The organism is Marseilla massiliensis, from assembly GCF_016899955.1.
In the GTDB taxonomy this organism is placed as follows: domain Bacteria; phylum Bacteroidota; class Bacteroidia; order Bacteroidales; family Bacteroidaceae; genus Prevotella; species Prevotella intestinigallinarum.
The window spans coordinates 65,967-82,187 of sequence record NZ_JACJJL010000011.1; the positions used below are offsets into that span (position 1 = coordinate 65,967).

The 16,221-nt window shown below is 58.8% G+C and carries 3 protein-coding genes; all 3 read right to left on the reverse strand.

Features of this window, described 5'->3' with window-relative positions:
* Positions 1-122: 122 nt before the first annotated feature.
* Positions 123-8,297 carry an InlB B-repeat-containing protein gene (locus H6B30_RS08040; RefSeq protein ID WP_205109401.1) on the reverse strand — a complete coding sequence of 2,725 codons (8,175 nt, stop codon included), beginning with the start codon at positions 8,295-8,297 and terminating at the stop codon, positions 123-125.
* A gap of 288 nt (positions 8,298-8,585) precedes the next feature.
* Positions 8,586-12,305: an InlB B-repeat-containing protein gene (locus H6B30_RS08045; protein ID WP_205109403.1), complete on the reverse strand. Its 3,720-nt coding sequence runs from the start codon at positions 12,303-12,305 to the stop codon at positions 8,586-8,588.
* A gap of 22 nt (positions 12,306-12,327) precedes the next feature.
* Positions 12,328-15,945, reverse strand: coding sequence for a leucine-rich repeat protein (locus H6B30_RS08050; RefSeq protein WP_205109405.1), 3,618 nt, complete (start codon positions 15,943-15,945; stop codon positions 12,328-12,330).
* Between the last annotated feature and the right edge of the window lie 276 nt (positions 15,946-16,221).

The window sequence follows — 16,221 nt, forward strand, 5'->3', positions numbered from 1 at the left end:
AAGCGTGTTTGCTCCGTTTGCCCATGCCCTCAAACGGCTGTCCCAGCCATTGGCTTGCCGCCTGCGTTGGCATCAGTCGGGGTGGCTGTCCGTGCCGGTAGGCACGGCTTCAACGGTCTTGGTCACCTCACTATATACTTCCGCCCTTCAATGATGTAAACCCCTCGGGGGAGTCGTTTGAGGGTCTCGCGCGTACCTTCGTTGGTCACGAGGGTGCCCGCTATGGTATAAACCTTCAGCTTCAGTCCATCGGCGAGCATTTCGTCGATGCTTAGCCATTCGCCCATGGTGAATGCCAACGGCGACTTGCGGCTTCCGGCCACGTCGTCGGTAAAGGCCAGCGACTCGTCGACGCTGTAGCCATCGCCTGTTGAAATGTTTTCAACGACAAACGACAATGGTTCGGGTTCGGCCCCGTTGCCGTAGACAGTCAGGCAGTGCCTTCCTCCGACCATGCGGCTCACCCCTCGGCATTCGTTGCCGGCAAAGGCCACAATGCGCCAGTCGTCGCCGTCCAATACCGCCTCATTGCGGTAGATTATGGCCGTAATGTTCATTGTCGACGGGTATTTGCGCATGTCTATGCGTTCGTCGGCAACCACGGTGGCAGGTGTTGCTGAGAGTCGGCAGGTGTCTATTGCCAGTGCCTTGGCATCTACCGACTTGTATAGATAGCCGTTGCCGGGCACCAGTGTTGCAATGGTGCCGATCCAACGGCCGTCGGCGAACTCGGCGAAACCCTCCTGGGCTGTGATGAAATCGCCCTCGGTGGCATTGGTGATTGCTGCCAGCGGCGACTCTATGTCGAGCGGACAGGAAATCCAGTTCCATCCGGCCGCAACCGCAATGGGCTGTTCGGCCAGGTCGTACAGCTTGCCTGAAGCATTGACCACAAACGGAACGGCAGCTTCTATCTTGTATCCGTGGCCGGGCTCAAGGGCATGCTTTTCCTCGCCGTCGTCGGGGCCGTCGGGTAAAATGCTCTTGCCATCGTGGCCGAGTATGGTGCTTGCATATTTGAAGTTGCCGGCGTCAATGCTTTCGCCGAGGTATGACGACAGCCAGTTCCAGCCTTCAAACAGCCTGAACGTCTGTCTGTAAGTTGAGCGTTTGAAGTGTGCGGCAATGTCGGTCTTTCCGTTCACTTCAACAGTGAGCCTGTCTTTGGCTTCGATTGTGTCGCCGTTGACAGTCCAGCACCACAGCATATAGTCTTCATCGGCCACCGCTTCGAGCTTCAGCGTGTCGCTGTAGTCGTATATGCCGCTGCCGCTGCCCGTCACGCTTCCGCCTTCGTCGGATGCCACGGTCACGTGATATGCGGCGGCTTTGAAGTTGGCCACCACGTCGATGTTGTCGGTTGCAGTATGCTCGATCACAGAGTCTGACGTAACGGTTTCGCCATTCAGCGTCCAGTTGTCAAACTTGTAGCCCTGTTCTGGTATGGCCTTCATGGCGACAGTGGTGCCATATCCGGCCTTGCCGCCATTTTCCTGTGTAGCCGTTGCGTTTGCCGCCGCGGTCGCCGGGCTTGTTGTCAGCACTATCTTTCCGGCCCGGGCTGGGCTTACTTCGGTGTCAATGCTCACCAGGCCGTCGCGGAACATGGTCCAGCCAGCCGACTTCCCGGTGGTTCCTTGGTAGCCTTCGGCGTCTGTTATCATCGCCGTTTGCACCGTGAGCATATAGTAACCGTTGCCTGCCACAGCGTTCAGGCGTCCAAGGTTCAGCCTGAACGTCTTGTTGTCTTCGGTCGATATGCCTATCAGTGAGGCGTCGAGGCTTTCGCCCTGCACCGACATGGTGATGTCGTCGGCCGTGAATGTTGACGGGTCAATGTGCTTGTTGAACATGACGTCGATGGTTTCCACCGGCTTGAATGCCACTTCTGTCGGCACGCCTTCTATCGAGGCCACCTCCAGTGGCAGGTCTGCCTGTGGCTCGAAGGTGAGTTCGTAAGTGCAAGGCACGCCGCTGTTGAAGTTGTCGGCAAAGTGTATTCTGTTCTCATACAGCGGTTCCAGTCCGTCGCGCAGTGTGCGGTCGGTCTGCCAGAAGTTGCGCAGGCACATCGGCTTGCCGTCGTTCGTGCGTGTCACGCCCCTCAGTCGGGCCCGTCCGTAGGTCGGGTCGACGAGGTTGCCATAGTTCCATCCACCAGCCGAAGGCGTGACGGCGAGCTCGTAGGTCGTCTCCGACGTCTGCGTAATCGTTGCTCCGGCCGCCGGTTCCACCTGTTCGGTGGTTCCGTCGGTAAGGTATAGCATGTCGGGAGTGTCGTCGGCATCGGCTATGTCGTTGGTCATGAAGCCCGTTATCGTGTCATTTTCCGCGCTGGCGTCGATGCTTCTGATGAGTTCGTGCACAGTCACCTCGTTGAGCAATGACAGGTTGGGGTTGCCGTAGCTGGTCACATGGGTGGCCTTGACGTCGTATTCGGTGAAGTGGCCAAGCAGCGAACTGGTTATCCACCATTGTGCGTAAGCCTGCCCTTTGGCCTTTATCGTGCCGAAGTCGGTGTATGCATCTCCGCCAAGGGCCATCACCTTGTCGGCTCCGTTGAGGCTGCTGCCCGTCAGCTGGAAGTCGATTGCCAGTCCTTTCTCGTTGTCAATTATCTCCGGTTGCTTTGTTACTATGCGCAGGTTTGTGGCGTCTCCGTTGCCCACGTTGTCGATGAGCAGTGCAAACTCAGCCTCTTCGCTCGGCTCGACGGCTTCTGTCAGTGGGTCGTCACCGTAAACGTCGCGCTGCATGAAGTATGTCAGCTTGAGGTCGGGGGTGGGGTTCACCGTCAGCGTTACGGGGTAAATCTCGCGTGTTGCGGTAAGTCCGTTGTATGGATCTGTATACGACAGCGAGCCGCTGAACACGTAGTCGGTGGGTTCCGTCGGCGCCGCGTGCTTGGTGGGGATATACAGTATTGTTGCCTTTCCGGTGGCTCCGGGTGCCAGTTCCCATCCGGCCCCGAGCTCGGCCTTGCCGTTGAAACCGTCGATAGACTCCAGGCCGACTTGGAATTCGTTGGCTGTTGCAATGTCGCCTTCGGTGTTGTTAACGCGCAAAGTAAGTTTCACGTCTCTCATCGGCGTGTCTTCGTTGCCGTTAAACACCGTGAGCGTGCCTCTGAAAGCCTGCCGGGTGAACGTCATCCGCTGCTCGAACCGGAGCGTGATCGACGAGCATACCGAGCTCGACTCCTCCTCGGTGCGCTCCAGAAACTCATGGCTGGCTTTGAAAAACCTGTCCTGCATCGACTGGAAACCCTCGCCTATGGCCGTTGCCTCACTGTCTTTTATGAGTCTGGCGCTGGCCATCAACACCTCTGTGTCGGGCGCGTTGCCGGCTGAATTCCCGTTGAGCCGCTCAACAAGTGCGCGTAGTTGCGCTTCGGTGACCGATTCCGGCTTGTATGGCATGAGCGCTTCGGCGTCAAGAGGCTGCCCTTCCACATGTTGGTCTATGGCGTGTTGCCAGAATGCGCCTATGGTAGGGTCGGGGCTTGTGTACCATACGGAATCGCCGAACAGCTCGAGTTTAACGGCTTTCCATGCCTCCAGCTCCTCTCGGAAATCCGCAGCGGCATCGGCAAGGGCGTCAATCCAGCTGTTTCCCGAGGCGTTTCCGTCAGCAGGCTGTGCCGTCGTTGGCAGCCCGCCGTCTTGCCGGCTGCGCTTCGGTCCGCCCTGTTGAGCCTGTCTGGCCTTGCATTTCTTGTACTCGTCGAGGTGCTTGTTGATGTTGTCTATGTTTTCGAGCATGCCTTCCACCGTCTCGATCAAGTCGTCATACTCGCCCGGCGGCGTATTGTAATCCTTGTAAGCACCGTATGCATCGCCAAATCCTTCGATGGCATAATCCCTTATTTTTGCCAGCACGGAGTCGCGCAGAGAGTACGGCCTGTTCTCCGCTTTGGCCCTGGCGCAGTCATACGCGAGTGTGGCCCCGTCGTTGACCCATCCTACGACGGGTATCATGTCAAACAAGTCGTTGAGGTTGTTTTCGAGCAACTCGGCATAACAAGGGTCGCAAATGGTCTTGTCGTTGTTCGACTCCACGGGCTGTGTCGTCTCGACGGCATCCGCGTTGCCTCCTCCCGAGCCGTTCGGGCCGCCCAGGCCTCCCCAGCTTCCGCTGCCGCCAAAGGCTTGCCCGATGGCGTTGAGTATAGCCGACGTGGCGCAAGCCTTCATTGCCATGCGGTGTGCCGACACGTTGTCGTAGAGTTTCGTGCCGCATATTATCTTGTAGTTGGCTTCCATCTGCGCCATGCATCCGTTCATTATCTGCTGTGGCGAAGCCCTTCTCTTGTCACGGGCGCGCTGCCCTCCGTTTGGATACCGTGTGATAAGCACGGGTATCTGTACGCTTTGGTTGGCACCGAGCGGGAACGGGCCCGTGTCGGCGAGGGCCTCAAAGAGCCACTCATCGGTTGGGGCGGGCAAGTTGAACCTTACGTTTTCGGTGCGCACCAGCCCGTGGTTGGTGAGCGTGAAGTATACAAGGCGCTGGTCGCCGGCCGCCATGTTGTCGCCATCGATGCTGCTCGGGCCCTCTATTACCACAACCGGCTTGGGCACGTTGGTCTCAAACTTCACGATGTTCTCAATGATATATTCGTCTTCAATCTCGGTTTCTACAAGCTCGTAGCTCACTTCTATGGCCCTGTAGCTGATGTCTACCACCTTGCGCGTTTCCACTCCGGGGTCTACCATGATGTTGTTTGAGTAGGCGTCGTGCTTGTCTGCGGTCACGCACAGGTTGTAGTATCCTTCGGGCAACACCTTGGTGAAAATGCCGTCGGTGCCGGTTGTGCCGTTGGCTATGACCGCCCCGGTGTTCACATCCTTTATTACCACCTCGGCACCGGCCACATGCGGGGCTTCGGCAGTGTTGTAAGTCCATTCGTCGCAGACGTCGACCACAAGCGTGCCCGTGGCTTCCGACACCGGCGTAATGCTGAACGCTACGGGCAGCCCGTCGCCGTTGGCGCAATTGATGCCTATCCGTCCGGTGACGGGCACATTGAGTTGTTGCCCGTCGGTGGGCTCCAGCAGCAGGTGGATTGTGGCCGACTCACCCGGGGCGAGCGCCGGCATCTGCATCGGAGTGGCCGCCGTCATCCATCCGCCAGAAGGCAATGCCAGCGATATGTCGCCTGTATTGCCACTCCCAATGTTGGTTATCGTGACAGGGTAATCGCGCGTCTGGCCCTTGGTCATGGTTGTTGTTATCGACTTGGTCGATGCCTGCAGCTTGCCTTTCGGGCTGCGGCAATAATAATAAATGGTGGTTTCAAGCGGCTCGCAGTCGGCCGACGACACCCTGATGCCAATCTTTTCCCATTCGTTGCCCTCGCTCACGGCGTTGCCGGTGATGGTGTATCCCAGGCTCATGGTGCCCCCGCCATCTACCGACTCGCCGCATTCGAGCTTCACGTCGCATCCTTCGGGCTTGCCCGTCACCTCGGCCTTCACCCCGGTGAGCGTCGTGCTGCCTGGGTTGTCGATGCCTATCGTGCCGCTGTGAGGTACGCCCAGCGTTACCTCGGCGGTAACGTAGCCGCTTGAAGAAAGGCGCATGCCATTGACGTCGAAGGCGCACTGTGCGTCGGTGAGACCCTCGCCGGGATAGCACGCCCCCACGGAGAAACGACCGGTCTGCAGGTCGAATGGCGTGAACTGCACCGAGAATGTGCCGTCGTCGGCTGTAGTGGCGTTGATGGTGTGGCGATAGCCGTTGTTGACGACATACACCTCCACCTGTTTCTGGCCTGTCTTGCCACCCTCGGTGCGTCCGCTTATCACCACCGTTTCGCCCCTTGCGTACACCTTCTTGTCGGTAGACACCGTTGCAGAGAACGGAGCGCACACATTGACTTCGGCCGGTTGCGACGTGTTGTTGGTGTATATGGCTTCGTCGACGGCGCGGTCGGGGTTGGCCACGGCATAAACATTGTGGCGTCCTACGCCATCGGGCAGCCTGACCTTGCGGGTCAGCATGGCATGCCCTCCGGCCTCAATGGGCGACTGCAGATAGGCGTTCAGGGCAGGCGATAGGCCTTCGCCGGCAAAGATGTCTATCCTTGTGTGTAAGGGCAAGGGCCTTACGCCAGTGTTGGCAATAGTCAGAGCCACGCTCACGGTGTCGCCGGCCGAAGCCTCTGCGGGGCTTACTTCAATCGCAGTTATCTGTGCGTCGGGCAGTGTGCGGTCGGTTACCACAAACCTCAGCGTTGCGCCCGAGAACCCATCGGCCGAGGCTTGCAGCGCCCCCACAAAGCCGTCGCCGGCCACGGCATTTGCTTCGGCCACGATGTCGAACGTTGCCGAGGCAGCCCCGGCGGGTATTTCGACAGATTTCGGAAACGATATGCCTTCGCTGTGGTCTGATGCCAGCGATACGGTCAGCGGCTTGTCGGTGACGGTGTTGCGGCCCACGGTCACCGCCATCGTGCCCCCTTCGGCCACCACCGAAGCCGAGGCCGACAGCGAGAGGGCCGGGCCGTCGTCGTCGTAGACCGTCAGCGGGGCGGAGGCTACCCCTGCCGACGCCCCGGCCCCTGCGCTGCAGCTGCACGAGGCAATATATACACCTGCCGAGACGCTGTAGGTGCGTTCGCCGTCGGCATCAGTGTTGTCGATGGGGCCGAGGCATATGGTGGCCTCGGCTTGGCCCGGCTCCATGACCACAGAGCGCCCGGCGTAATACAGCCCACCCTCAGAGTCGTCGGAGAAATGTATGGTTACACGCTTGTCGATGTTGCTCGTGCGGCGCAGGGTGGCCGTGACGGCCAGTGGGCCGTCGGCTTCCGACACTGCTGTCGGTTCCAGTTGCATCTGCAGCATGGGCACATCGTTGTCTATGAGCGTGGTGTTTAGCGTGGCGGCGTCGTAGCCGGGGGCGGCAGCCGTGAACGTTACAACCTGCTCTACGTCGGGTATGTCGTTGTCGATGGCCCCGACCGTTGCCGTGGCGCTTGCCTCACCCTGCTTGATTATTACGGGCGATGGTATGCTGAACATGGCAGGCTTGTCGCATGCAATAATGATTTCGGTGTCTTTTGTCACAGCCTTGGGGGCCGAAACCGTAAGGCCCAGCGTTCCGCCCTCGGTCACATCGGGTGCCGATGCGGCAAGCGTGAGCGCCGGGCGGCGGTCGTCTTCAATGACAATAATGCCGGCCACATCGTCATATCCGTTGCCTCCGGCTGTCAGCCTCACCGTAGAGTCGGCGTCGGCCTTGCCATTGGGCGTGACGGTCACTGTGATGTATGTGCCCGACTGGCCAGCCCTGATGGTGGCCGACGGTGGCACCGACACACGCTCGTCGGCTGTGCAGCCAATGGCGAAAGTCTCTTCGGCCAGCCTGCTGCCCGTGCGCGTCAGCAGCAGACGCAGGCTCCTGGCTGCTTCTTCTGTGCGTATGGTGTCGGGCGAGAGCAGGAGCTTGCGGCTGACGGTGAGCGCCGATGCCGCCGAGGCTTCGTTGTTGGCCAGCATCCACGACGGTTCGCCAGTGTCGGATGCAGGCACGAGCTTCACCCTGACCGTGGCCTCGCCGCTGATGCCCGGCTGCTCGGGTATGCCAATCTCGGCCTGCCGGCTCAGCGTGCCCCCGGCGGCAAGCGTGCCGTCGTAGTAGACCGTGCCGGCCAGCTTTGATTCGCCGCCGGGCGATGCCAGGTATATCTGCTCGCTCCAACCGGCCGTGGTGGCTGCCTGGCCTATGTTCCTGACCCGCCAAGCCACGTTGAGCCTGTCGCCGGGTGACACTGCCGACGCGTCGGCGACAACGGCCGACACCTCGAGGTCGGCAGAGTGGGATATCGTTATGCTGCCCGCGCTGAAGCCGGTGGCCACGTTTGAGCCGTCGCGCGCACTGATGACCACGTCTTCGAGCACAAACCTGAGCTGCGAGTCGTCGCCCAATCTTTCGTCGGCAGTGAGCCCCACAGTGAGCAGACTGCCCGTGCGGCCCTTGAGGGGCTTGTTTGTCGGCGAGAAAACCATGGCCATATACTTGTTGGCTGCCATCTGTTTCATGGTGACAGAATGGCCGTCGGAGCGGTCGGTGAGGGCCGCCGTGGCGGCGTCGAGGCTGATGCCCTCGGGGACGTAGAGCGTAAACTGCACTGCAACCACGTCTTCCGAGTTGTCGAGGTTGACCGGGAGGTCTATCGACCGCCCCTGAGCCACCGACACATCGGGTATGGACAGTGTGTTGCCCTGTGCCAAAGCAGAGAGCACTCCGGCCAGAAGGGCAAATATTGTTAATGCAAAATGTCTTGCCTGCATAATATAAATGGTTTATGTCTGATTGTTTGTTGGTATGCCCCCTGCCGCTGTTGCGGGGGCGGCTTGGGGCTACTTGTGCCGCAGTATGCGGGCCACTGTTTATATGCTTGGCTGTCAGCGGGTTGCGAAACGGCCTGTTTGGCATTGCGAAACGACCCGTATTGGCGGCCGGAACGGCATGTATTGGAATGCCATACGGCCCGAACCGCATTTCAGCCTGGCTTTGGCGTGTGCCGGCCTGCATGCTTGGCGTGAGTCGGCATTGTTGGGGCAATCTGTGGGCAAGGTTCACTTGCCGATAACCTTCTTGGCAGACTTGCCTTTCATCAGTATGTTGACGCCCTTACGCATGGTGTCGAGGCGGCGGCCCGACATGTCGAACACGGCCTCCAAGCCATCGTCGGCGCCGGGATGGCCCACTGCTGTCGGTTTGCCGTGGCAAACGGTGGCGTCGACGGCATAGGCCCTCTCGTCGGACAGTGTTGCTGACTTCACGTCGACTTTGCCGGTGTAGGTGCCTATCACGGTTGTGCCCTGCGGCAGCGTTGTGCCGTTGAGCGAGTAGCCTACAAGGTTGCTCCCGTCCACGGCCTGTTCCATGCCATGGCCCGGCAGTGCCCAGCAGACGTTGCCTTCGGCCCTTACGGCCATTGCGGCTATGGGCACCGGCGATTGCAGCACCACAAGCCCGTCATGGACGAAGATGCGCGCCTGTGGCCGGTCTCCGGCCGTCGTGGCTGCGGCAGGGGCCCGCCTGGCCTCTGTTGCCGTTGGCTGTTGATGGGCGAGCAGTATGTCTACCGTGCGCACAACGTCTTGTACGTTGATTGTTTCGTCGGCGAATGTGTTGGCGGCCGTGAAGTTGAACGGCCTGCCGCCGTAGTCGTCGAAGGCATAGAGTATGGTGGCCTGCAAGTCGGTGGCTGTCACCCCGTCGATGAAGTCGGCATCTCCCTCCTCGAATGTGAAGGCCGTGAGACAGCTGCTGAGCTGCACCTCGGGAGCCGCCGCGGGGTAAGACACGTACAGAATGTCGCCGTTGGCGCCCCGGTAGTCGTCACGCCCGGTGGCCGACAGATGGGCCCTGCCGTTTGTCAAGTCAATGTCTATGCCCCAATAGCCGGCGTCGGAGCCGGAGCCATCGCCCGGGCGGCGGTTTTCGAGCCTTACCACCGCCACGTCTTTTTGCCCCTGTGACCTGTGGTCGTAGAGCATCAGCGACGGCATTTGTGCCGCCACGGCGTCGAAGTCGGGTGCCGACATGTCTATCGTCACCGTTGTGCCGCTGTGCTGCCGGGTCAGGTCGAGGGTGGTGATGGTGGCCGGCAGCGGCGGGTTGACATCAGATAGGTTGTTGCTCGAGGCCAGCAGCTCCGTCAGGTTGGGCATGACGGCCGACAGCGCCGACAGCAACCCGATGTTGCCCGTGAAGGCATTGCCCGACATGTCGATGGTGTGCAGCGCCGATCGGAAGCCGGGTTGTTCTGCGGCAATGGTGGTCATGGCCTGCACCATGTCTTTGGCCACGTCGCCCTCAAGGGCGTTGTCGGCCAGCGAGAGCGTCTCGAGGCGCGGCAGGGCGAGGGCGTCGGCAGGGAAGCGCCCCGTGAGCCCCTGTCCCGAAAGGTCTATTCCTACGATGTGGCCGCGGCTAACGTCGACGCCGGCCAGGGTGGCCACGCTGTCAATGCCGCCCGACATGTCCCACGGGATGGGCCAGCCCCCGGCCACGAGAGCCTCGCGCAGCCGGCAAAGGGTGAGCCATTCAGACTCGTCGAGCGTGGCGCTGCCCGGCTCGACGGTAATGGTCGATGTGAATTGGCAGAACTGCAGCTCGCCCATGCTGCCGCTGACACTGTAGGTTAGCACGGCGTCGGCCTCTGCGGTGTTGTCGATGAACATCGTGGGCAGGTTGCCGCTGCCGTCGGTGGCATAGCCGGTGAGTGTCTCCGGTATTGGGTTTGTGGTGAGCTTCCACTCGAAGGTCAGTTCAGGGCTTATCGTGCTGAAGTCAAGTTCCTGTGTGCCGTGGCCCGACTTTACGGTCTGTGAGGCCATGCCACTTATTGCCGAGGGGCAGTAGGCCACGCCGCAGAGGGTGGTGGTCACGCCATCGCAGGTGGCCAACCTGCCTATAGAGTTGTAAAGGTCTATGAGTTCGGGGGTGAGCTCGTCGCCCTCGCGGCCCAGTGCCAGGCCGGGGGCCGACGTCCCGGCTGCTGCCGTGAGGTGCAGGGTGAGCGCCCTCGATTCGAGTTGCGACACCACCTGGGCCAGCAAGCCGAGGTTTGCGTCGGTGATGCCCAGGGTAAACGTTGAGTCGGCGTCTACCTGCACGGTCAGGCTCTCGGTCACCGGCGCCAGGCCTACAAAGGCCAGCAGCGAGTCGGCCGAGGCGAAATGGCGCACGCCGGTGGCGGTTTCCGACAGTATGAATGTGCCGCCTATGGTCCAGTGCTGCCTGTCGTTGATGAGTATGGTGGCCCGGGCAACGTCTTGCCCGTATTCGCCATAGGCCGTAAGGCTCACGTCGTAGTAGCCGTCGGCAGCATAGGTGTGCATAGGGTTGGCGGCAGTGCTCGTGGTGCCGTCGCCGAAATCCCACTCGTAGCGCACGGCTTTGTCTGACGACTGGTTCAGAAACTGCACCCTGCCCAGCAGCTTGTCGTAGGAGAAGCGTGCGTAGAGCCCGTCTTCAGACAGCTGGCTTACATATATGTAACCGCTGCGCACGGCCACGGCTTCAATGGTGCCGTCGGCATTGTTGACCACACCATGCGTCAGCTTTACCGCATGGTTGCGGTTTGTGGTGGCCGTGTCGGGTATGCTTACCATCACGTCGAACACCTTGCCGTTGGTGCCGCTGAACTCGGTGGTGCCCGTCAGTTCAATGCGGTAAGAGCCGTCGGCCAGTGCCGTCGCCTTGACGTCGTGGCCCGATGCGCGTCCAGACAGTCGCACGTCGGCCGTGTTGACGGTGAATCCGCGGGGGAACGTCATGTCGACCGACATGCCCGTGACGGGTGTGGGGTTTTCAAGGTAGACTGGATAGGCCACTGTTTGACCCCTGAAAGCGTTTTCTGTCATTCCGTAGATGTTGACGCTGCCATCCGACGGGCCCGGTTCGCCCGGGTTGTCGGGGTTGTAATAGTAGCGGTAATGGGCAATGAGCGTGGCCTCGGAGTCGGGCATGACAAAGTTGAGGCTGCTGTTTGTCGATATGGTGTCGCCGTCGGCAGTCCAGCATACAAACGTGTACCAATCGTTTGGGTAGGCTCGCAGGCTGATGTTGGCGCCGGCCCGGAACCCATTGCCGCTCGACAGGTTGAAGTAACCGCTGCCGTGGGGTTCGGCCACAAGGTTGAGCCTGTGCATCAGCTGCGGTTCAGAGGGCTCGCCGGGATTGTCGGGCGAGTATGTGAAATGGGCCACAAGGTTAGGGTCGCCGGCCTTCATCACATACCTGAATGAGCTTGAGGTAGATATCACCTCGCCGTTTTCCGTCCAATGGTCAAACTTGAAGTCGCTCTTGGCGTAGGCCTGTAGGTTGATTGTTGTTCCGACTTCAAAGCGCGCCCCGTTGCCAATGTTCAAGCTGCCGCCGTCGGCCGGGCTTGCCGACAGGCGCAGGGTGGAGTATTCGGGCATGTCGGGCTCTGGCGGTTCTGCCGGGCTCTGAGGGTCGTAGACGTAGCGGGCCACGAGCTTGGCGTCGCGGGCGGGCATGGTGTAGGCGAACGACGCCGACGTGGAGACCACGTAGCCGTTTTCCTCCCATGCCACAAACCTGAAGTTGCTCTTGTTGTAGGCCCTCAGCGAAACCTTCGTGCCTGGCGAATGGCTCGACTTGGAGCCAATGTTGAAACTTCCGCCTTCGGCCGGTATGGCTTGCAGGGTCAGCGTGTGGTTTACGCCTGGCTCCGGGGGGTTGGTGGGATTGTATTGCCCTTTCATGCCGACACTGGCGAGCAGTGTCAGCATGAAAAGGATTAGTCTGTAACCTCTCATATAGAAAGATATTATGGGGTTGTCAATATACTATCGTTTTCTGTGTGCGGCCATTTATGCCGACCACGTAGATGCCTGCCGGCAAATTGATGCGCAGCGGGGTGGTGCCAAGCTTTCCGCTATGCAGGGTGCGTCCGTCGGCAGCCCATATACTTACGGCAGCGCCGGCCTCGCCGCTAACGCAGATGTAGCCTTCGGCGCCAGTCACAGCGGCTTCTGTGCCGGCTGGGGTGCCGTCGATGGCTGTTGGCGTCTGCCCGGTCGGTTCAAACGAGAGCTCGAAGCGGTTGAAGTCGGTGCCATCGGTGGCGCCGGAATAGAACGAATAGCCGTTGGAGCTTATGTCGGCTGTTATGCCGAGCAGCTTGTCGTGCAGAAGGGCGGTGCCGTCGGCGCGCGGCACGCTGATGGTGTAGAAGCCGGCCTTGGCTGCCTTGTAGCCCATGGCCACAGTGGCGCCGGCGGCCACGGGGCGCTCGTTGATGGCGTAGGTGTTGCCATCGGCATCGGCGGTCATTACCTGCGGTACGTCGGCATTGATGCTCATGAACTTCGAGGCGTCGCACCCACGTTCGTAGCCGGGCAGTGCGTTGGGATTTACAACCACTCGCGTCTGGTCGCTGTAAGTGCCGTCGGTGATGGCTATGTCGAACAGATGGCGAGACGCGCTAGCCGGCGGGGCCATCCGGGGCGATGTCGCCTTGACCACGATTTCAGAGCTAAGTTGGCGCCCCTCCTTATGGAATATGATGTTGTCTACGGCCTCAGGCTTTTGCACGAAGAACGCCTGCATGGGCCTCAGTGCATACTTGTCGTCGACAATCGAGTAAGCCCTGTATGTGTTGTCGGCCCATACGGTTATCGGGGCGGTGAAGTCCATGTAGTAGATGTCGAAATATGCCGGATATGGATTGCCCACATAGTTCCATCCGGCGTTGGCCGTCGAGGTGGCTTCGAAGGCATGCAGAGGCATGGTCACGTCGGTGGTGGCAAACACTTGCGGGTGGGCGCCGGCATCGGCCGGCAGTGTGATGGTGCCGTTGGCGTTGCATTGGAAGATATAGCCCTGCCCGGCGCGGAGCGTGTCGGTGTCAACGTTCTTCCAGCTGTTGCCTGTGCCGTTGGTGGCACGGGCGGCTCCGTCGTAATAGCGGAACACAAACGATGCGTTGGCGCTGTGGGTCACCTTGTCGAGGGCCACGTCGTGGAGCGGGGTAATGAAGTACCAACGGTTGTATTCTACATTAAAATATGTGTTGACGCTGTCGGCGGTGAAGTCGGCGCAGTCGTTTACCAATAGGCCGGGGTTGGTCTCGCTGACGAAGAATTTCATCTGTGCCGTTTCCATCGGGGCATTGCCGCCCACGGTGAATTTGCCGCCATAGTAGAGGTCGATGTCGGGTTTGCCGTCCATGCGGCGGTTGTTGGTGAGCGAGAGGGCGCTCGTTATCTTCCAGTAGCCCACGTCTTCGCCTTCCAGGATTGAGCCAAACTGATACCAATAAGTGTCAAGCTTGTAGTTGACCACTGCAAACGAGGGCACTATGAGCGTCATGTTGCCCTTCGACGCACCGTCTTGGAACGGGTCGTTGGATATTGACGGCGGTGTGGCCGACTTGCATACAACGGTCTCAACGGCAGGGCAGTCTTCGAAGTTTCTGTCGTAACTGCCTATGTATGAAGGCAGTTCGATGTATTTCAGGTTGTTGCAATACTGGAATGCTCGATATCCTAAGTTTGTCATTTTTACCGGTAGGCAAACAGAGTCGACGCCACTGTACTCGAAAGCATAGTCTTCTATGGTTTTGACCCCATCGGGGAATTCAACATGGCGCAGTGATTCCGTTTCGTAGAATGCTTCGTTTCTTATTGCGATAAGCTGTTTGGGCAGGTGAAGATCGGTGAGTTTTGTGCAACTTTTGCAGGTGTATCTATTGATGGAATTCAAAGCGTCGGAGAAGTGGAGCCTGTAGAGCGACGTGCATCCCTCGAATGTGCTTGCACTGTTATATACATTATTGTCTTCCGATGTCAGTTCGGTCACTGTATTTGGCATGATGAACTCTGTGAGCGACGTGCATAGGTAGAATGCCCGGTCGCCTATGGTCTGTAGCTGTGACCCCTCTGCAAACGTTATTTCCTTGAGACCTGTCTCTGCAAAGGCGTAGCGTCCTATCGACCTGACGGTGGCCGGTATCTCTATGGTGTTTATTTTTGTGCCCCTGTAAGCATACTCCCCTATTGAGGTTGCGCCCTCCGGCAGGTCGGTGCGTATGAGGTTGCGCAGGCCGTTGAAGGCGTTGTCGGGAACAGCATCAAACTTGGCCTCGGCCAGGTCTATCCATACTAAATTCTTCATTTGCTTGATGTTGGCCCAGTCTGTCGAATTGATTGTGCCGCTCACCTTGAGCAAACGCACGTCGCCCAGGGTGTTGACCACATACAGCACCTCGACGCCAAGCGAGCCGGGTGTGGTGACGTTGATGTCGATGACGTCGGATGTGAGCTCCATCTTGCGTAGTTTGCTGTAATAAGTGTTTGTGGAATTGGATACAGTGTCAATCCATTGCACGGTGTATGTCCCCGGTTCGAGCAGCATGGTGTATTGGCTCCAGCCCGTCTGGTTGTTTTGTGAGAACACTTGCTTGCCGTTGACGTTGAAGTTGAGATAGTGGTATAGGTTGGAACTCGTGGAGTTGTCTATTCGGTGGACATACTTGTCAAACACAAACATAGATGTCTTGCCTATGGTGAACGTGCCCGTGAGGCATGACGAAGAGTTGTTTTTCTTTACGTTGCCGTTTTGTATGTAGCCGTCCTCTATTGTCCAAGGGTTGTCTTCGTCGTTGGTGAAAGTGATGGGCTCCGAATTGTCTTTGAGCACTACCGACAGTGAGTCGGCCCCGGCCTTTGTTACGACATGCAGATTGTAAGACGCCGAAGCAGCAGCATGCTCTTCTGTCTCGCCGACTCTGGCAGTGATGACGGTGGTGCCAGGGCCTACGAGCGTTACCATGCCGGTGGTCTGGTCGACGGTGGCTACGTCTTTGTCGCTTGACGAGTAGGCTACCTTTGCCGATTCAGGGCAAGTGAGGGTGGGGGCTGTAAATGGCTCGCCTATGGTGGCCGTGGCCTCATTCCGGCTGAAGCCCAGCTGCGGCTTGGGCTTGCCACCGCCGTCTTCGTAGGTTATGCTTATGCTGCCAATTGGAACATTGCCGCTGGAAACGGTAGGATAAATGAACACCGTGTCGGCCGAGCCCGTCCAGACACCATCGGCAAATGTACCGTTCGGAATTGACAGGTTGTCAGTATTGAGGTTCTTGCCTTCTATTGCTACGCGGCTTATGAGCTTGCCGGCGTCAACGCTTATGGCAATGCTCGAATTGGCATATAGCCGCAATTCATTGCCGGAGTCGTTTCCCCACCAGCGCGTCCTTCCGGATAGGGTGATGTTTACTTCTCCGTTGATGCACTCGGCGGGGTCGGCATTATATGCCGCACCATTGTCGTTTGTGCTGAGCGGCAGGCCGTAGGCTTCGTCGCCCGTGAAATCGAACGTGACAGTTGTCTCTGCTTTCATGCCGGTGCAGACTGCCATCAGCATGCACAGCAATGCAAGTTGTAATGTCTTTCTCATAATTATGGTGCTTTATAGTTTGTTTCCGAAAAGGGGAAAAGGCTGGCATGGCACAGGAACAAGCGTGGCGCATCCTATGCCTGAAGCGGACGCTTGGGGCCATGACTGACCTGCCGCCATAATGGTATCCATTGCCATAGATGCCATCAACGTTAATGTTGCAGTCTTTCCTTCCTATCAAAATTCTTAAAAGTTCTATTTATTATTTCCCAATTGTATCGTATGTATGTAATCTCTGATATGATTGTAATCCATTTTCCCTGAATAATCAGCAAT